Source organism: Pseudomonas sp. TE21435 (genome assembly GCF_056279265.1).
Genome location: NZ_JBWBQZ010000001.1, coordinates 268,686 through 286,024 on the forward strand (window position 1 = coordinate 268,686; position 17,339 = coordinate 286,024).

Here is a 17,339-nt window from a genome sequence, read left to right on the forward strand (position 1 = left end):
TTTCACTGCTCCATCATTTCCGGGTCGGGCAGCGGCATCTTGCGCATGCCGGCCGGTGAAACCTTGAGCAGCACGGCCAGGTGCCCGCCATCGAGGAAGGTCAGCTGGCCGGCCTTCATGTTGCTGTTGCTCTGCTTGAACTGCTCGCTGCGCAGCACGCTGCCATTGCTGTCGAGCTGGTTGACCCAGAGGTTGGCGTCCACGGCGATGAAGCGGCTTTCCTGGATGCTCAGGTTGCCCTCGATCGGGAAGTGGCCGAACTGTTCGTCACCGGCACTCAGGGCAACGGTTTCGCCATCCTGCTGCCAGGCCTTGTGCAGCAGCACGGTGTAGTCGGCGGTGGCCTGCAGGCGGGTGACTTCGTCACCCAGGCCGGTCGGGCGTTCGGCGCCTTTTTCCAGGCGCGGCGCGCCGGCGCTCCAGTCTTCCGGGGCGAACGGGCTGGTGATCGCCGGCACGGCGTTCTGCCGCACCAGGACCATTTCCACCTGGTAGGGGCCCGCGGCGAAGGCAGCTGGCGCGAGCAGGGCCAGCAGCAGGGTCAGGCAACGGATGGCACGCATGAAGCTTCCTTATGGATTTTGTGGGGTGAGGCGCTCGAACAGCGCTTCCAGAGTGTTGAAACGTTCTTCGGGGCGTTCCATCGGCACCAGGAAGCGGAACTGGGTCGCGCCTTCGAACTTGTAGCGCTTGGGCTGGCCCTGGATCAGCTTGATCAGGGTCAGCGGGTCGACCGGGGTTTCGGCCTCGAACTCGAGCTTGCCGCCGTTGGGGCCGGCATCGACTTTCTTGATGCCGAGCTTTTCCGCCTGCAGCTTGAGCAGGGTCAGGCGCATCAGGTTCTTGGTCGGCTCCGGCAGCAGGCCGAAGCGGTCGATCATCTCCACCTGCAGGTCCTTGAGGCCCTCTTCGTCGGCCGCCGAGGCGATGCGCTTGTACAGGATCAGGCGCGCATGCACGTCGGGCAGGTAGTCCTCGGGGATCAGCGCCGGCAGGCGCAGGTTGATCTCCGGGCCGCCACCGAGCGGCTGTTCGAGGTTCGGCTGGGTGCCCTTGCGGATGGCCTTGACCGCGCGCTCAAGCATCTCCATGTACAGGGTGAAGCCGACCGCCTGGATCTGCCCGCTCTGGCCTTCGCCGAGCAGTTCGCCGGCGCCGCGGATCTCCAGGTCGTTGGTGGCCAGGACGAAGCCCGCGCCCAGGTCCTGGGTGTTGGCGATGGCCTCCAGGCGTTTCTCGGCGTCGGCACTGATTTGCTGGCGCGGTGGCGTCAGCAGGTAGGCATAGGCCTGGTGGTGGCTGCGCCCGACCCGACCACGCAACTGGTGCAATTGCGCCAGGCCGAACTTGTCGGCGCGCTCGATGACGATGGTGTTGGCGCTCGGCACGTCGATGCCGGTCTCGATGATGGTCGAGGCGATCAGCACGTTGAAACGCTTGTGATAGAAGTCACTCATCACCTGCTCGAGCTCGCGTTCGCGCATCTGCCCGTGACCGATGCCGATACGTGCCTCGGGCACCAGCTCGGCCAGCTCGGCGGCGCACTTCTCGATGCTCTTCACATCGTTGTGCAGGTAGTACACCTGGCCACCGCGCAGCAGTTCGCGCAGCAGCGCCTCCTTCACGGTGCTCTTGTTCTGCTCCATGACGAAGGTGCGCACCGACAGGCGCCGCGCTGGCGGGGTGGCGATGATCGACAGGTCGCGCATGCCCGAAACTGCCATGTTCAGCGTGCGCGGGATCGGCGTTGCGGTCAGTGTGAGGATATCCACCTCGCTGCGCAGCGCCTTGAGCTGTTCCTTCTGGCGCACGCCAAAGCGGTGTTCCTCGTCGATGATGGCCAGGCCCAGGTCCTTGAAGCGCACATCGTCCTGCAGCAGCTTGTGGGTGCCGATGAGGATGTCGATCTTGCCTTCGGCCAGTTCCGCCGCGGCGCTGGCGACTTCCTTGGCCGACTTGAAGCGGCTCATCACCTCGACCTTCACCGGCCAGTCGGCGAAGCGGTCGCGGAAACTGTTGTAGTGCTGCTGGGCCAGCAGCGTGGTGGGTACCAGCACCGCCACCTGGCGGCCGCTGTGCACGGCGATGAAGGCGGCGCGCATGGCCACCTCGGTCTTGCCGAAGCCGACGTCGCCGCACACCAGGCGGTCCATGGGCTGGCCGGCGAGCATGTCGGCCCGCACCGCCTCGATGGCGGTCTGCTGGTCGGGGGTTTCCTCGAACGGGAAGCCGGCGCTGAAGGTGGCGTAGTCGGCGGCCGGGTCGGCGAAGGCGTAGCCTTTGCGCGCGGCGCGGCGGGCGTAGATGTCGAGCAGCTCGGCGGCGACGTCGCGCACCTGCTCGGCGGCCTTGCGCTTGGCTTTCTGCCAGGCTTCGGAGCCCAGCCGGTGCAGCGGGGCCAGGGCGTCGTCGCTGCCGGTGTAGCGCGCGATCAGGTGCAGGTTGGCCACCGGCACGTAGAGCTTGGCGCCCTCGGCGTATTCGAGGGTGAGGAACTCGGCGGCCTGGCCGTCGATTTCCAGGGTGGCCAGGCCCAGGTAGCGGCCCACGCCATGGTCGATGTGCACCACCGGCGCGCCTTCGCGCAGCTCGGTGAGGTTCTTGATCACCGCGTCGTTGGCCGCCTCGCCGCGTTTCTCGCGGCGCCTGCGCTGCATCACGCGCTGGCCGAACAGCGGGCTTTCCGCTACCAGGGCAATGGCCGGGTCGTCCAGCAACAGGCCGTCGTCCAAGGGGGCGATGGTGATCGCCAGGCGTTCGCCGCCGGTGACGAAGTCGGCCCAGCCGTCAACGGTCTGCGGGCGCAGCTTGAGGCGTTCGAGCAACTCGAGCAGCACTTCGCGGCGGCCCGCGGACTCGGCGGTGAACAGCACGCGGCCGCTGAACTGGTCGAGGAAGTTGGCCAGCTCCGCCAGCGGCTGGTGGGCCTTGGCCTCGATGGCCAGGTTGGGCAGGGCGCGGGCGGCGAAGCGCTCACGGCCAGCGCCGGCCTCGACATCTTCGCCGCTGATCACCACTCGTGGCCACTGCTTGAGGCGGGCGAAGCAATCCTCCACCGGCAGGAACAGCTCCGCCGGTGGCAGCAGCGGCCGGCTCATATCGCCGCGGCGCTCTTCATAGCGCCCGCGCACATCGTTCCAGAAGTGTTCGGCGGCCTGCTCCACGCCCGGCAGCGAGAACACCTGGGTGTCGGCCGGCAGGTAGTCGAACAGGGTGGCGGTTTCTTCGAAGAACAACGGCAGGTAGTACTCGATGCCAGCGGGGATGATGCCGCTGGTGAGGTCCTGGAAGATCGCGCTGCGGCGGAAGTCGACGTCGAAGCGTTCGCGGAAACGCGCCTTGAAGCGCGTCACCTCGTCCTTCTGCATGGGGAACTCGCGCGCCGGCAGCAGGCGGATCGAGTCGACCTTGTCGATCGAGCGCTGGCTCTCCGGGTCGAAGGTACGCAGGGTCTCGATCTCGTCGTCGAACAGGTCGATGCGGTACGGCTGCTTGCTGCCCATGGGGAACAGGTCGATCAGCGCGCCGCGCACGGCGAACTCGCCATGCTCGTAGACCGTGTCGACGCAGCGGTAGCCGCTGGCTTCCAGGCGCGCGCGCATCTGCTCGACGTCGATCTTCTGGCCGACGTCCAGCACCAGGCTGCTGCCCAGCAGGAAGCGCGTGGGGGCCAGGCGGTGCAGGGCGGTGGTGATCGGCACGACGAGAATGCCGTGGTCCAGCTCCGGCAGCCGGTAGAGGCTGGCGATACGCTGGGAGATGATGTCCTGGTGCGGCGAGAACAGGTCGTAGGGCAGGGTTTCCCAGTCGGGGAAAGGCAGCACCGGCAGTTCTGGCGCGAAGAAGCGCAGCTCTTGCTCCAGGCGGTCGGCCGCCTGGCTGTCGGCGGTGAGCAGCAAGGTGAAGCGACCGGCGGTACTGGCAGCCTCGGCGACGGCCAGGCTCAAGGCCGCGCCGGGCAGGTTGCCCCAGGTTTGTTTGCCGGCCGTGGCCGACATTTGCGGTAGGCGCAGAACTGACACGGGAGATCGGACTCCAAGCGTTGCGGCAAAGAGGTCGATTGTACCGGTGACGAGGCGCGCTGTCAGGTTCGAAAGGGCTTGGCGACGGGGGCTGGCGCCGGCGACAGGCGCTCATTGCCCGATACGCCGCGGGGCGTCATAATGTAGCCCCTTTTTTGTTCCCCTACATGTGGAAGGTTACCGTGACTCAGAAGCCCGACCAGTGTCTTGGTGAGTGGATCGATCGTGAAGCCCTGGCTGAAGCGATGATCCCGCTTATCGGTCAGCTCTACCGCAACAACAACGTGGTGAGCTCGATCTATGGCCGCAGCCTGATCAACCGTTCGGTTATCTCGATCCTCAAAGCACACCGCTTTGCCCGTCACCGTCAGACCGACGAGACCGAGCTGTCCGTCCACGAGACATTCCCCCTGCTCAAGGCCATGAGCGAGCTGAAGCTGGGCGCCGCCTCGGTGGACCTGGGCAAGCTGGCCAACAAGTTCAAGGTCGAAGGCAATGGCCGCAGCGCCGAACAGTTCGTCCGTGACGAACTGGCCGACGTCGTGGGTCAGCAGAACGCTTCCGCACGCAAGGGCACCGACGTCGTGCTGTACGGCTTCGGCCGCATCGGCCGCCTGCTGGCGCGTATCCTGATCGAGAAGACCGGTGGCGGCGACGGCCTGCGCCTGCGCGCCATCGTTGTGCGCAAGGGCGCCGAGAACGACCTGGTCAAGCGCGCCAGCCTGCTGCGCCGCGACTCGGTGCACGGTCCGTTCGACGGCACCATCGTCATCGATGAAGCCAACAACACCATCACTGCCAACGGCAACCTGATCCAGGTGATCTACGCCAAGAGCCCGAGCGAAGTCGACTACACCCAGTACGGCATCAACGATGCGCTGATCGTCGACAACACCGGTGTCTGGCGTGACGCCGACGGCCTCGGCCAGCACCTGGCCTGCCCGGGCGCCGCCCGCGTGATCCTCACCGCACCTGGCAAGGGCGCGCTGAAGAACATCGTGCACGGCATCAACCACGGCGACATCAGCGCCGACGACAAGATCATCTCGGCGGCGTCCTGCACCACCAACGCCATCGTGCCGGTGCTCAAGGCCATCAACGACCAGTACGGCATCGTCAACGGCCACGTCGAAACCGTTCACTCGTTCACCAACGACCAGAACCTGATCGACAACTTCCACAAGGGCAGCCGCCGTGGCCGCGCCGCGCCGCTGAACATGGTCATCACCGAGACCGGTGCCGCGACCGCCGCCGCCAAGGCCCTGCCAGTGCTCAAGGGCAAGCTGACCGGTAACGCGATCCGTGTTCCGACGCCGAACGTGTCGATGGCCATTCTCAACCTGAACCTCGAGAAGGCCACCAACCGCGAAGAGCTGAACGAGTACCTGCGCCAGACCGCCATGCACTCCGAGCTGCACAAGCAGATCGACTACGTCAGCTCCCAGGAAGTGGTATCGACCGACTTCGTCGGTTCGCGCCACGCCGGTGTGGTCGACGCCGAGGCGACCATCTGCAACGACAATCGTGTTGTCCTGTACGTCTGGTACGACAACGAATTCGGTTACAGCTGTCAGGTGGTGCGCGTGATGGAAGACATGGCCGGTGTGAACCCGCCAGCGTTTCCACGCTGATCCGCTTGTAATGCGTTGAGAAAACGGGAACCTTCGGGTTCCCGTTTTTTTTGCCTGATAACTGCTGTGCCTGTACCGGCCTCATCGCCGGCAAGCCGGCTCCCACAGAGGCGCTGGCGCCGAGCCTTTTGTGGGAGCCGTTGCCGGCGATGAGGCCAGTGCAGTCTCCTGAGAGCTCTCGTTTGCGCGCGATACTACTGTTGTCCATCCTTACGCTGCTTTCAGCCTGCAAGCCAACCCCGACCCTCGAGCGCTTTGGCGGCCCGACCATGGGCAGCAGCTACAGCATCCAGTACGTGCGCCAGCCCGGCGGCCCGGCGCCGGAGCAGGTGCAGGCGGCGGTCGAAAGCATCCTGCAGGCCGTCGACGCGCATTACTCCACCTACCGCGGCGACTCCATCGTCAGCCGTTTCAACCAGTTGCCGGCCAATCAGTGCCTGCCCATCGATGCCGACATGCTGGAACTGGTTACTTTCGGCCAGCACCTGGCCGAACAGAGCCAGGGCGCCTTCGACCTTACCGTCGAGCCGCTGCTCGACCTCTGGGGCTTCGGCCCGCAGGCCCGCGAAATGCAGGTGCCGGAGCCGCAGGCGCTGGCCAGGGCACGCCTGCGCGTGGGTTACCGCCACTTGCGCCTTGAGGGCGAGGCCTTGTGCAAGGACGCCGCCGTCGAGCTGGATTTCAACAGCATCGCCGCCGGCCACGCCGTCGACCTGATCGCCCAGCGCCTGCGCGCCATGGGCATCGACAACTTTCTTGCCGAGGCCACCGGTGAGTTGAAGGCCGTGGGCCGCAAGCCCGATGGCAGCGCCTGGCGGGTGGCCCTGGAACTGCCGCGCGAGGATCGCCAGATCGCCCGCCAGGTCATCGACGTGCAGGACCTGGCCGTGTCGACCTCGGGTGACTACCGGCATTATTTCGAGGACAATGGCCGGCGCTATTCACACACCTTCGACGCCCGCCTCGGGCGCCCGGTCGCGCACGACCTGGCGGCGGTGACGGTGCTCGACGCTTCGGCGCTGCTGGCCGACGGCTACTCGACCCTGTTGTTGATCCTTGGGCCGCAGCAGGGCTGGGATTTCGCCATCGCCCACGGTATCGCCGCAGTACTGGTGACCCGGGTCGAGGGTGGTTTCGTCTCTCGTTCCACGCCGGCCTTCGAGCAGCGGGTGAAAGGCAAGTGAAAGGCAAGCCACGGATGATCGAAGCCAGGGAAACGGTGAAACGACATGTAGTGCAGGCAATAATGGCCTACGACGCGACCAAGGGTTAATGTGCGCGGCGTTCACGCTTGATTAGACTGCACCCGAATTTTCTCATGGCGCCCCGGCGACATGATCGCGCCCCGCGGCCATCCGGCCGGCGGGCCAGTTCTGAAGGAGTACGCATGGCTGTCTACAACTACGACGTAGTGGTGCTGGGTTCCGGCCCGGCCGGAGAGGGCGCGGCAATGAACGCCGCCAAAGCAGGGCGCAAGGTGGCCATGGTCGACAGCCGTCGCCAGGTCGGTGGCAACTGCACCCACCTGGGCACCATCCCGTCCAAGGCGCTGCGTCACTCCGTGCGGCAGATCATGCAGTTCAACACCAACCCGATGTTCCGCGCCATCGGCGAGCCGCGCTGGTTCTCCTTCCCTGATGTGCTCAAGAGCGCCGAGAAGGTCATCAGCAAGCAGGTCGCCTCGCGCACCGGCTACTACGCGCGCAACCGCGTCGATGTGTTCGTCGGCACCGGCAGCTTCGCCGATGAGCAGACCGTCGAAGTGGTCTGCCCCAACGGCGTGGTCGAGAAGCTCAACGCCAAGCACATCATCATCGCCACCGGCTCGCGCCCATACCGCCCGGCCGACATCGACTTCCACCACCCGCGCGTCTATGACAGCGACACCATCCTCAGCCTCAGCCATACCCCACGCAAGCTGATCGTCTACGGCGCCGGGGTGATCGGTTGCGAATACGCCTCGATCTTCAGCGGCCTGGGTGTGCTGGTGGAGCTGGTCGACAACCGCGGCCAGCTGCTGAGCTTCCTGGATTCGGAGATTTCCCAGGCGCTGAGCTACCACTTCAGCAACAACAACATCACCGTGCGCCACAACGAGGAGTATGACCGTGTCGAGGGCCTGGACAACGGGGTGATCCTGCACCTGAAGTCGGGCAAGAAGATCAAGGCCGACGCCTTACTGTGGTGTAATGGCCGTACCGGCAACACCGACAAGCTGGGCCTGGAGAACATCGGTATCAAGGTCAACAGCCGCGGCCAGATCGAGGTCGACGAGACCTACCGCACCAGCGTGCCGAACATCTACGGTGCCGGTGACGTGATCGGCTGGCCGAGCCTGGCCAGCGCCGCCCATGACCAGGGCCGTTCGGCGGCCGGCAGCATCGTCGACAACGGTAGCTGGCGCTTCGTCAACGATGTGCCGACTGGCATCTACACCATTCCGGAGATCAGCTCGATCGGCAAGAACGAGCAGGAACTGACCCAGGCCAAGGTGCCCTACGAAGTGGGCAAGGCCTTCTTCAAGAGCATGGCCCGCGCACAGATCGCCGGCGAGCCGCAAGGCATGCTGAAGATCCTGTTCCACCGCGAGACCCTGGAAGTCCTCGGCGTGCACTGCTTCGGCTACCAGGCCTCGGAGATCGTCCACATCGGCCAGGCGGTGATGAACCAGCCGGGCGAGCAGAACAACCTGAAATACTTCGTCAACACCACCTTCAACTACCCAACCATGGCCGAGGCCTATCGGGTAGCCGCCTATGATGGTCTGAACCGGCTTTTTTGAGCGGCTCCGACCGGTGGCCTGAGCCGGTCGGGGAGACCGATTTCAGCCCTACCCGAGGGTGGTCCTGGCCAAACCGGGAAAGTCTGTAATCAGGCTGTCCACGCCAAAGTCAGCGAGCCGGCGCATCAGTGCCGGTTCGTTGACCGTCCACACCGACACGTGCAAACCCTGGCGCTGCGCCTTGATCAGGCGCTCGGGGGTGCACAGCGTCCAGTTCAACGCCAGCATCTCGCAGCCGTAGTTCTGCGCGACCTTCAACGGGTCGAGCCAGGCGTACTCGGCGACCAGCCCGCGCTTCACATCGGGCACCAGCTCCTGGGCGGCGCCGAGCACTTCCCGTGAGCTCGAGGTGATGGTCACCTTGTCCAGCAGGCCGTGCTGCAGGGCCAGTTCGCGGATCGCCAGCACCGTGCTGGCGGCGCGGGTGCGCGAGGCGCTCTTGACCTCCAGTTGCCAATGCTCGAACGGGCACTTCTCGAACAGTTCCTCGAGCCGTGGGATGTGGCAGGGCTGTACATGGCCCGGGCCTCCCTTGCGGGCGTCGTAGGTCACCAGCTCGGCGGCGGTGTGCTCGACCACCTTGCCGCGCCTGCCGGTAGTGCGCTTGAGGCTCGGGTCGTGGATCACCATCAGCTCGTTGTCGGCCGACAGGTGCAGGTCGAGTTCGCAGCGGTCCACGCCATGGGACAGGCACTGGCGGAAACTCTGCAGGGTGTTCTCGGGTGCTTCGCCCTTGGCGCCGCGGTGGCCATAGATTAGGGTCACGTTCGTTCCTTCAAATCAGGGAAAAAGGGCTTATGCGTCCGGCTCGTTCTGCTCCAGCGCCTGGCGCCGTTGCTGTTGCTGGCGCTGCAGGATGTAGCGGGCCAGGAGCTGGCGCTGGGCGTCGGTCATGTCGATGAATTCGGTGCCGACCTCGAAGTCGCCGTCCGGCCGCGGGTCGCAATGGGTGACCCGGCCGCGCAGCAGCAGGCCGTGGGCTCGGGGCATCAGCACCATCTTCACCTTGACCCGGGTGCCGGGCGCGATCTTCTGCGCCTGGGCGAACTCGATGCCGCCTTCGGAGATGATCACCGGCATCGGCTGGCCGATTTCGCCGATCAAGGTTTGCGCGACCACGGCGCTCAGCAGGTCGAGGCGTTTGTTCTGGGCGCGCAGGAAGGCGGCCAGGGTGCGGTCCTTCTCGCTCAACTGGCGCAGCAGGTGTTGCGACTCGAAGTCGGACAGGTGCAGTTCGCTGAGCAGGTTGAACAGCTCCGAATCATCCTGCAACAGTTCTGTCTCAAGGGCTTCGGCCGCGCTGAGGGGGCTGATTTGAAGTGCGATCCGATCTTCGATGCGGTAGTATTCGCGGCGATCTTCTTCGTCTAATGTCGTCATGGCGAACCCAAGGTTACGGCGGTGGTCCGAGTGTAAAGCCGCCGTAGGCGCCTCGCCACAAGGACGTTCCCTTTCATCCGAACAAGCCCCGACATGTTCAGACCTCTATTCGTATTCATTGGTACGCGCTACACCCGTGCCAAGCGCCGCAATCACTTCGTCTCGTTCATTTCGCTCACCTCGATGATCGGCCTCGCCCTGGGCGTGGTGGTGATGATCGTGGTGCTGTCGGTGATGAACGGGTTCGACCACGAGATGCGTACCCGCGTGCTGGGTATGATCCCCCACGCCACGTTGGAGACCGGTCAGCCGATCGACGACTGGCAGGCCCTCGCCTCTAAAGTAAAGCAGAATCCGCAGGTGCTGGCGGTCGCGCCCTTCACCCAGATGCAGGGCCTGCTGACCCATGAGGGCAAGGTGCAGAAGGTGCTGCTCAACGGCATCGACCCGGCCCGCGAGCGCGAGGTGTCGATCATCGACAAGTTCGTCCTCGACGGCAGCCTAGACAAGCTGGCGCCGGGCGAGTGGGGGATCATGATCGGCGACAAGGCGGCGCAGAAGCTGGGCGTGGCCATCGGCGACAAGCTGACCTTCGTCGCCCCCGAGGTCAGCGTGACCCCGGCGGGGATGTTCCCGCGCATGAAGCGCTTCACCGTGGTCGGCACCTTCCATGTCGGTGCCGGCGAGATCGACGGCTACCTGGGCCTGACCAACATTGCCGACCTGTCGCGCCTGCATCGCTGGAAGGCCGACCAGGTCCAGGGCGTGCGCCTGAAGTTCGACGACCTGTTCCAGGCCCCCCGCGCCACCTGGGCCATTGCCCAGCAGCTGGGCGAGCAGGAGTACTACCCGCGGGACTGGACCCGCACCCACGGCAACCTGTACCAGGCAATCCGCATGGAGAAATCCATGATTGGCCTGCTGCTGCTGCTGATCGTCGCGGTGGCGGCGTTCAACATCATTTCCACCCTGGTGATGGTGGTCAACGACAAGCGCGGCGACATCGCCATCCTGCGCACCCTGGGTGCCACGCCCGGGCAGATCATGGCCATCTTCATGGTCCAGGGCACGGTGATCGGCGTGGTCGGCACGCTGATCGGCGCGGTGCTGGGCATCCTCGGCGCGCTCAACGTAAGCGCGGCCATCGCCGGCATCGAAGCCCTGATCGGGCACAAGTTCCTCAATGCCGACGTGTACTTCATCGATTACCTGCCGTCGCAGATCCAGGCCCAGGACGTGTACATGGTCTGCGGTGCGGCGCTGGTCCTGAGTTTCTTCGCCACCCTGTACCCGGCCTGGCGCGCCTCGCGCACCCAGCCTGCAGAGGCGCTACGTTATGAGTGAGTCGCGCATGAGTGATAAAGCCGTGTTGAGCTGCCGCAACCTGGGCAAGAGCTACGAGGAAGGCCCGGAGTCGGTGCAGGTGTTGTCTGGGTTGAACCTCGAACTGCACCCGGGCGAGCGGGTGGCCATCGTCGGCAGCTCGGGTTCGGGCAAGAGTACGCTGCTCAACCTGCTGGGCGGTCTCGACACGCCGACGCAGGGCAGTGTCTGGCTGGCCGGCGAAGAGCTGTCGGCACTGGGCGAGCGGGCCCGCGGCCTGCTGCGCAATCGCGCGCTGGGCTTCGTCTACCAGTTCCACCACCTGCTGGCAGAGTTCACCGCCCTGGAGAACGCCTGCATGCCGCTGCTGATCGGCAAGACCCCGATCAGCGAGGCCCGCGAGCGCGCCGAGGCGCTGCTCAAGCGCGTCGGCCTGGGCCACCGCCTCAATCACAAGCCGGCCGAGCTGTCCGGTGGTGAGCGCCAGCGCGTGGCGATTGCCCGCGCCCTGGTCAACCGCCCCGGCCTGGTGATGCTCGACGAGCCCACCGGCAACCTCGACCACCACACCGCCCAGGGTATCCAGGAGCTGATGCGCGAGTTGTCGACCCACTCGCAGACCGCCTTCCTGGTAGTGACCCACGACCTCAACCTGGCGCGCCAGATGGACCGTGTGCTGAGCCTGGAAGACGGGCACCTGGTGGCGATCTGAGTCGCTTGCGCGGGGCCCCGTGAGGCGGCCCCGGTTCTTTTTCTACTTGGGTGTTCCCGTTCATGTTCAGACCCTTGTCCTTGTTCATCGGTGCCCGCTACACCCGTGCCAAGCGCCGCAACCACTTCATCTCGTTCATCTCCATGACCTCGATGATCGGCCTGTCGCTCGGCGTGCTGGCCATGATCACGGTGTTGTCGGTGATGAACGGCTTCCAGCGCGAGATGAGTTCGCGGGTGCTTGGCCTGGTGCCACACGCTGCGATCCTCGGCGCGCAGCCGTTGGACGACTGGCGTACGGTCGCCGCCGCCGCCGAAGGCAATCCGGCGGTGATGGCTGCCGCGCCGATCACCGAGATGGAAGGTATGCTCTCGTACAAGGGGGCGATGCAGCCGATCCAGGTCGCCGGCATCGATCCGACCGAGGAAGGCAAAGTCTCCATCGTCACCCAGCACATCGTCCAGGGCAGCTTGCAGGCATTGGTGCCGGGCGAGTATGGCGTGGTCATCGGTGAATTGACGGCGCGGCGTTTTCGCCTGAACACCGGTGACAAGCTGACCCTGATCGTCCCGGAGATCAGCAAGGAACCGGGCGGCATCACTCCGCGCATGCAGCGCCTCACCGTGGTCGGCATCTTCAAGGTGGGTGCCGAACTGGATGGCTCGCAGGCCTACATTCACGTAGCCGATGCCGGCGAAATGCAGCGCTGGGCGCCGGGCCAGGTGCAGGGCGTGCGCTTGAAGCTGCATGACCTGTATGCCGCGCCACAGGTGTCCAAGGCCATCGCCGCGGGCCTGGGCGAAGGCTACCGCGCCGATGACTGGTCGCACACCCAGGGCAGCCTGTTCAGCGCGATGAAGATGGAAAAGACCATGATCGGCCTGCTGCTGATGATGATCATCGCCGTGGCCGCGTTCAACATCATCGCCACCCTGGTGATGGTGGTGAACGACAAGGGCGCGGACATCGCCATCCTGCGCACCATCGGCGCCACGCCGGCGCAGATCATGGGCACCTTCATGGTCCAGGGCAGCTTGATCGGTATCGTCGGCACCTTGCTTGGCGGAGTGCTGGGGGTGATGCTGGCGCTGAACGTCAGCGCGGTGGTCGGTTGGCTCGAGCGAGTCAGCGGGCAGCATATCTTCACCTCCGACATCTATTTCATCAGCAGCCTGCCGTCGGAGTTGCAATGGGGCGATGTGGCGATCATCTGCGTGGCGGGGCTGGTGATGAGCTTCCTGGCGACGATCTACCCGGCCTACCGCGCCTCGCAGATCGAGCCGGCCATGGCGTTGCGTTACGAGTAAGGCATGGCGCCCCTTTCGCCGGCAAGCCGGCTCCCACAAAGTACAGGCTTGCAAGAGCCCTGTGGGAGCTGGCTTGCCAGCGATGGGCTGTGTAGCAGCCCCTATTCGGACAACTCGATCACAAACCGCGTCCAGCCATCCGCGCACTCTGCCCTGATGCGTCCCCCATGTGCCTGCACGATCGAGCGGGTGATCGCCAGTCCTAACCCCGCATGCTCGCTGCTGCCTTCCTGGCGCGCCGGATCCGCCCGGTAAAAGCGGTCGAACAATCGCTCAAGCAGTTGCGGCGCAATCGCCGGCCCGGTGTTGGCCACCACGATGCGCAGCCCAGGCTCCAGGCTTACCCTAATCTCACCCCCGGCGGGGGTGAAGCGCAGGGCGTTGTCCAGCAAGTTCGATAGCGCCCGGCGCAGCATGTGCCGGTCGCCCTTGGCATGGGCCTGGCCCTCACGCAACAAACGCACCTCGGCGTCCTCGGCCAGCGGCGCGTAGTACTCCAGCAACGCATCGGCCTCCGTTGCCAGGTCCAGCGCCTGGCGGCTGGGTATCAGCAGGCCGTGGTCGGCCTTGGCCAGGTAGAGCATGTCGTTGACCAACTGGGCCATCCATTGCAGCTCCTCGAGGTTGCCGTGCAGGGCCTCGCGGTACTCCTCGAGGCTGCGCGGGCGGGTGAGGGTGACCTGGGTGTGGGTCAGCAGGTTGGACAGCGGCGTGCGCAGCTCGTGGGCGATGTCGGCGGAGAATGCCGACAGGCGCTGAAACGCGTCGTCCAGGCGCTGCAGCATGGCGTTGACGGTGCCGGCCAGCTCGGCCAGTTCCTCGGGCATCTCGGCGGCCGGCAAGCGCGTGGTCAGCGAGCCGGCGGTGACGCTGGCGGCCACCTTGCCCATCTGCCGCAGCGGTTTCAGGCCACGGCGTACGGCCCAGGCGCCGAGCAGCGCGGTGGCCAGCGCTGACAGGCCGACGGTGAGCCAGATCAACCGCTGCATGCCTTGCAGGAAGTGCTGGTGGTGGGTGATGTCGAGGAACAGGGTCAGTTGTGGCGAAGCGGGCTGGCCGTCGACCAGTGGCGCGCTGAGGCTGCGGTAATCCACCCCGTGGCTGTGCAGCGTGGCCAGGCCGGTAGGGGTGGGGGCCTGCGGCAGCTCGCCCCGGCTGGCGAACCACGGCTCGCCGTCGGCGCCGCTCACACGCAAGGCCAGGTCGGACTGGTGACTCAGCTCGTTGAGCAGCGCCGGCAGACGCGTGGCCAGTTGCTGCTGGGTGGTGACACCGGCAAGCAGGCTGCTCATCAGCGAAAGCCGGCCACTGAGCAGTTGCTGGTCGAGTTCGACGAAATGCTGCTCGCTGGCGCGGTTGAACAGCAGGCCGGCGCCCAGCGACACGGCCGCGGTGCAGGCGGCGAACAGTAGCGCCAGGCGGCTGCCCAGGGACAGGCGGCGCATCAGTCGTGGCGCTCTTCGAGCACGTAGCCCATGCCGCGCACAGTATGGATCAGCTTGGCGGCATGGCTGTCGTCGATCTTCAGGCGCAAGCGGCGGATGGCCACCTCGATGACGTTGGTGTCGCTGTCGAAATTCATGTCCCACACCTGCGAGGCGATCAGCGACTTGGGCAGCACCTCGCCCTGGCGGCGCAGCAACAGTTCGAGCAGGGCGAACTCCTTGGCGGTCAGATCGATGCGCTGACCGGCGCGCTCGGCGCGGCGGCGAATCAGGTCCAGGCGCAGGTCGGCCAGGGCCAGGCAGGTATCCTGGCTGGCACTGGCGCCACGGCGCAGCAGGCTGCGTACACGGGCCAGCAGTTCGGAGAAGGCGAAGGGTTTGACCAGGTAGTCGTCGGCGCCCAGCTCCAGGCCGTGCACGCGGTCCTCGACGGCATCGCGGGCGGTGAGGAACAGCACCGGGGTGTCCAGCCCGGCCTGGCGCACCGCCTGGAGGATCTGCCAGCCGTTGCGCCCCGGCAGCATCACGTCGAGGATCAGCAGGTCGTGGTCGCCGCTCAGGGCCAGGTGCTGGCCGGTGTCGCCATCGCTGGCCAGTTCGGTGGCGAAGCCGGCCTCGCTCAGGCCCTGACTCAGGTACTGGCCGGTCTTGGCCTGGTCTTCGACGATCAGCAGTTTCATGTGTTTACCAACGGTTCGGGCCAACGTGATGCCGAAATGATACGTGACGATCTGGCGGCCTGCCCAAGCTGACAAAGTTGTAATCTTCCCGTCAGCCAGCTGCCAGCCAGCCTTTTCGACAATGGCGCCATCTTCGCTGCATTGATCTGGAGTCACCCATGAAACACCTGTTCCTCACCGCCGCGCTTGCCCTGACCAGCCTGCCCACCTTCGCTGGCGAAGCCAAACCCTTCGCTTTCGGCGAGCCGGCGCCGGCAGCCAAGGCCACCCGCACTGTCGAGGTGGTGCTCAAGGACATCGCCTTCGAACCCAAGAGCATCAAGGTCAAGGCCGGCGAAACCGTACGTTTCGTGCTGGTCAATGAAGGCAAGCTGCCCCACGAGTTCAATCTCGGCGACAAGGCCATGCATGCCGCACATCAAAAGGAAATGGTCGCCATGCAGGGCAAGATCTTTACCGCCAGCATGAATCACGAAGGCATGGACCATGGCCAGATGGACCACAGCCAGATGATGGGCGGCGGCCATGGCCACGACACCGGCAACACCGTGCTGGTGCAGCCTGGCCAGCGCGCGGAGCTGACCTGGACCTTCCGCAAATCGGCGCCCATCGAGTTCGCCTGCAACGTACCGGGCCATTACCAGGCCGGCATGGTCGGGCCGCTGACCATCGAGTGACATCGCCTCCAAGGCGGGAGGCAAAACCGGTAGACTAGGGGCAATTTCGAACCTTCAGGTCAGTTTCCATGCATCCCGCCGCCGAACACTCCCCGCTGGGCAAGTCCAGTGAATACATCGCCACCTACACCCCCTCGCTGCTGTTCCCCATCCCGCGCCTGGCCAAGTGGGCCGAGCTGGGTGTCAGTGGCGACGCGCTGCCGTGGCAGGGCGTGGATTTCTGGAACTGCTTCGAGCTTTCCTGGCTGCTGCCCTCAGGCAAGCCGGTGGTGGCCATCGGCGAGTTCGCCATCCCTTGCGACTCGCCGAACATCATCGAGTCCAAGTCCTTCAAGCTGTACCTCAACTCGCTGAACCAGACCGTGTTCGCCTCGGTGGCCGAGTTGCAGGCGTGCCTGGCGAACGACTTGTCTGCCGCTGCGGGCAAACCGGTCGCGGTCAAGGTCAGCACCTTGGCCGAGGTCGAAGGCCAAGGCGTGAGCGCCTTGCCGGGCCAGTGCATCGATGCGCTGGATGTGAGCATCAGCAATTACGAGCAGCCGCAGCCTGAGTTGCTGCGCTTCGCGGCGGATCGCGTGGTGGAAGAGACCGTGCACAGCCACCTGCTCAAATCCAACTGCCCGGTTACTGGCCAGCCGGACTGGGGCAGCGTGGTGGTGGAATACAAAGGGCGGGCACTGGACCATGCCAGCCTGCTGACCTACCTGATCAGCTTCCGCCAGCATGCTGACTTCCACGAGCAGTGCGTGGAGCGGATCTACCTGGACCTGAAGAACCTGCTCAAGCCTGAGCACCTGACGGTATATGCACGGTATGTGCGCCGGGGTGGGCTGGATATCAACCCGTACCGCAGCACCGGGGCGATCAACCCACAGAACCTGCGGTTGGTGCGGCAGTAATGTAACCGGGCCGCGAAGCGGCCCATCGCCGGCAAGCCGGCTCCCACAGAGAGCAGATTGGCGCAATCCCTTTGGGAGCCGGCTTGCCGGCGATGGGCTGCAACGCAGCCCCGTTGGGTTCAGATCCCCATGCTGTGCAGCGAGTTGGCAATGCTGCGCAGGGTGGCGGTAAGGTCGGGGTGTTCGGCCTCGAAGCGTTCGATGGCGAGGTTCACGCCGTCGACGAGGTTGTTGTCCGGGGTGGCTTCCTCAAGCTTCAGCTGGGCCTCGATCTGCCTGGCTTCTTCATGCAGGCTGGCCAGCTCCTCTTCCGAAAGCGGCACATTGCGATCCAGTTGCTCGCGCAGGCTATTCAGGCGCTCTTGCAGTTCGCGGGCAGGCATTGTTCTTACTCCATCAATGACTTGGCAAGGCATGGACCTCAGCGAAGCGGCAAAGGTTCGGGCCTGACTTCTAGCGTAATCCACCTGCCGGCGCTTTG

Annotated in this window: 15 protein-coding genes; 8 read left to right on the plus strand and 7 right to left on the minus strand. The window is 65.3% G+C overall.

Translation table 11 applies throughout. The annotated features are described in order from the left end of the window. Window positions 1-2 precede the first annotated feature (2 nt). Window positions 3-563, minus strand: coding sequence for a CsiV family protein (locus tag ACZ9C1_RS01125; protein ID WP_110698734.1), 561 nt, complete (start codon window positions 561-563; stop codon window positions 3-5). Window positions 564-572: 9 nt separating this feature from the next. Then, window positions 573-4,022, minus strand: a complete 3,450-nt coding sequence (gene mfd / locus ACZ9C1_RS01130; protein WP_476253406.1) for a transcription-repair coupling factor — start codon at window positions 4,020-4,022, stop codon at window positions 573-575. 167 nt (window positions 4,023-4,189) lie between these two features. On the opposite strand from mfd, the gene ACZ9C1_RS01135 reads away from it, so the two are divergent. The 3 genes from ACZ9C1_RS01135 (at window position 4,190) to sthA (ending at window position 8,435) form a co-directional block, all read left to right on the plus strand. Next, window positions 4,190-5,653, plus strand: a complete 1,464-nt coding sequence (locus tag ACZ9C1_RS01135) for a glyceraldehyde-3-phosphate dehydrogenase (RefSeq protein ID WP_046856393.1) — start codon at window positions 4,190-4,192, stop codon at window positions 5,651-5,653. Between the two features lie 149 nt (window positions 5,654-5,802). Continuing rightward, the gene (locus ACZ9C1_RS01140) at window positions 5,803-6,837 is read left to right on the plus strand and encodes an FAD:protein FMN transferase (RefSeq protein ID WP_371918080.1); all 1,035 of its coding nucleotides are present in this window, start codon (window positions 5,803-5,805) and stop codon (window positions 6,835-6,837) included. Window positions 6,838-7,040: 203 nt separating this feature from the next. Then, window positions 7,041-8,435: a Si-specific NAD(P)(+) transhydrogenase gene (gene sthA, locus ACZ9C1_RS01145; protein ID WP_023631920.1), complete on the plus strand. Its 1,395-nt coding sequence runs from the start codon at window positions 7,041-7,043 to the stop codon at window positions 8,433-8,435. Window positions 8,436-8,483: 48 nt separating this feature from the next. Here sthA and ACZ9C1_RS01150 read toward each other — a convergent pair whose 3' ends face one another. Then, window positions 8,484-9,200 carry a glycerophosphodiester phosphodiesterase gene (locus ACZ9C1_RS01150; RefSeq protein ID WP_102683158.1) on the minus strand — a complete coding sequence of 239 codons (717 nt, stop codon included), beginning with the start codon at window positions 9,198-9,200 and terminating at the stop codon, window positions 8,484-8,486. Between the two features lie 30 nt (window positions 9,201-9,230). Then, window positions 9,231-9,815 carry a PilZ domain-containing protein gene (locus tag ACZ9C1_RS01155; protein WP_102683159.1) on the minus strand — a complete coding sequence of 195 codons (585 nt, stop codon included), beginning with the start codon at window positions 9,813-9,815 and terminating at the stop codon, window positions 9,231-9,233. Window positions 9,816-9,908: 93 nt separating this feature from the next. Here ACZ9C1_RS01155 and ACZ9C1_RS01160 point away from each other — a divergent pair, with 93 nt between their 5' ends. From ACZ9C1_RS01160 to ACZ9C1_RS01170, 3 genes are all read left to right on the plus strand, one after another. After that, window positions 9,909-11,159: a lipoprotein-releasing ABC transporter permease subunit gene (locus ACZ9C1_RS01160; RefSeq protein ID WP_046856390.1), complete on the plus strand. Its 1,251-nt coding sequence runs from the start codon at window positions 9,909-9,911 to the stop codon at window positions 11,157-11,159. Between the two features lie 7 nt (window positions 11,160-11,166). Further along, a complete protein-coding gene (gene lolD / locus ACZ9C1_RS01165) occupies window positions 11,167-11,850 on the plus strand; it encodes a lipoprotein-releasing ABC transporter ATP-binding protein LolD (protein ID WP_172670900.1) in 684 nt (227 codons plus the stop codon). A 62-nt stretch (window positions 11,851-11,912) separates the two neighbouring features. Continuing rightward, window positions 11,913-13,157, plus strand: a complete 1,245-nt coding sequence (locus ACZ9C1_RS01170) for a lipoprotein-releasing ABC transporter permease subunit (protein ID WP_277503329.1) — start codon at window positions 11,913-11,915, stop codon at window positions 13,155-13,157. 101 nt (window positions 13,158-13,258) lie between these two features. Here ACZ9C1_RS01170 and ACZ9C1_RS01175 read toward each other — a convergent pair whose 3' ends face one another. Beyond that, window positions 13,259-14,605, minus strand: a complete 1,347-nt coding sequence (locus ACZ9C1_RS01175; RefSeq protein WP_277505578.1) for a heavy metal sensor histidine kinase — start codon at window positions 14,603-14,605, stop codon at window positions 13,259-13,261. Then, window positions 14,602-15,282 (minus strand): heavy metal response regulator transcription factor, encoded by a 681-nt coding sequence (locus tag ACZ9C1_RS01180; protein ID WP_102683161.1) that lies wholly within the window; start codon window positions 15,280-15,282, stop codon window positions 14,602-14,604. Before ACZ9C1_RS01180 ends, ACZ9C1_RS01175 begins: the two co-directional genes overlap by 4 nt. A 158-nt stretch (window positions 15,283-15,440) precedes the next feature. On the opposite strand from ACZ9C1_RS01180, the gene ACZ9C1_RS01185 reads away from it, so the two are divergent. Together ACZ9C1_RS01185 and queF are read left to right on the plus strand one after the other, a co-directional pair. Beyond that, window positions 15,441-15,959, plus strand: coding sequence for a cupredoxin domain-containing protein (locus tag ACZ9C1_RS01185; RefSeq protein ID WP_277503330.1), 519 nt, complete (start codon window positions 15,441-15,443; stop codon window positions 15,957-15,959). 68 nt (window positions 15,960-16,027) lie between these two features. Next, window positions 16,028-16,858, plus strand: a complete 831-nt coding sequence (gene queF / locus ACZ9C1_RS01190; RefSeq protein ID WP_476253407.1) for an NADPH-dependent 7-cyano-7-deazaguanine reductase QueF — start codon at window positions 16,028-16,030, stop codon at window positions 16,856-16,858. Window positions 16,859-16,977: 119 nt separating this feature from the next. On the opposite strand, the gene ACZ9C1_RS01195 is transcribed toward queF, so the two are convergent. Beyond that, window positions 16,978-17,241 (minus strand): DUF4404 family protein, encoded by a 264-nt coding sequence (locus ACZ9C1_RS01195; protein ID WP_031315272.1) that lies wholly within the window; start codon window positions 17,239-17,241, stop codon window positions 16,978-16,980. Between the last annotated feature and the right edge of the window lie 98 nt (window positions 17,242-17,339).

Bases quoted from the DNA above. Each gene is read 5' to 3' on its own strand.
- queF (WP_476253407.1), top strand. From the start codon at position 16,028: ATGCATCCCGCCGCCGAACACTCCCCGCTGGGCAAGTCCAGTGAATAC.
- sthA (WP_023631920.1), top strand. From the start codon at position 7,041: ATGGCTGTCTACAACTACGACGTAGTGGTGCTGGGTTCCGGCCCGGCC.
- lolD (WP_172670900.1), top strand. From the start codon at position 11,167: ATGAGTGATAAAGCCGTGTTGAGCTGCCGCAACCTGGGCAAGAGCTAC.
- ACZ9C1_RS01195 (WP_031315272.1), bottom strand. From the start codon at position 17,241: ATGCCTGCCCGCGAACTGCAAGAGCGCCTGAATAGCCTGCGCGAGCAA.
- ACZ9C1_RS01170 (WP_277503329.1), top strand. From the start codon at position 11,913: ATGTTCAGACCCTTGTCCTTGTTCATCGGTGCCCGCTACACCCGTGCC.
- ACZ9C1_RS01180 (WP_102683161.1), bottom strand. From the start codon at position 15,282: ATGAAACTGCTGATCGTCGAAGACCAGGCCAAGACCGGCCAGTACCTG.
- ACZ9C1_RS01155 (WP_102683159.1), bottom strand. From the start codon at position 9,815: ATGACGACATTAGACGAAGAAGATCGCCGCGAATACTACCGCATCGAA.
- ACZ9C1_RS01160 (WP_046856390.1), top strand. From the start codon at position 9,909: ATGTTCAGACCTCTATTCGTATTCATTGGTACGCGCTACACCCGTGCC.
- ACZ9C1_RS01140 (WP_371918080.1), top strand. From the start codon at position 5,803: ATGAGGCCAGTGCAGTCTCCTGAGAGCTCTCGTTTGCGCGCGATACTA.
- ACZ9C1_RS01185 (WP_277503330.1), top strand. From the start codon at position 15,441: ATGAAACACCTGTTCCTCACCGCCGCGCTTGCCCTGACCAGCCTGCCC.
- ACZ9C1_RS01125 (WP_110698734.1), bottom strand. From the start codon at position 563: ATGCGTGCCATCCGTTGCCTGACCCTGCTGCTGGCCCTGCTCGCGCCA.
- ACZ9C1_RS01135 (WP_046856393.1), top strand. From the start codon at position 4,190: ATGTGGAAGGTTACCGTGACTCAGAAGCCCGACCAGTGTCTTGGTGAG.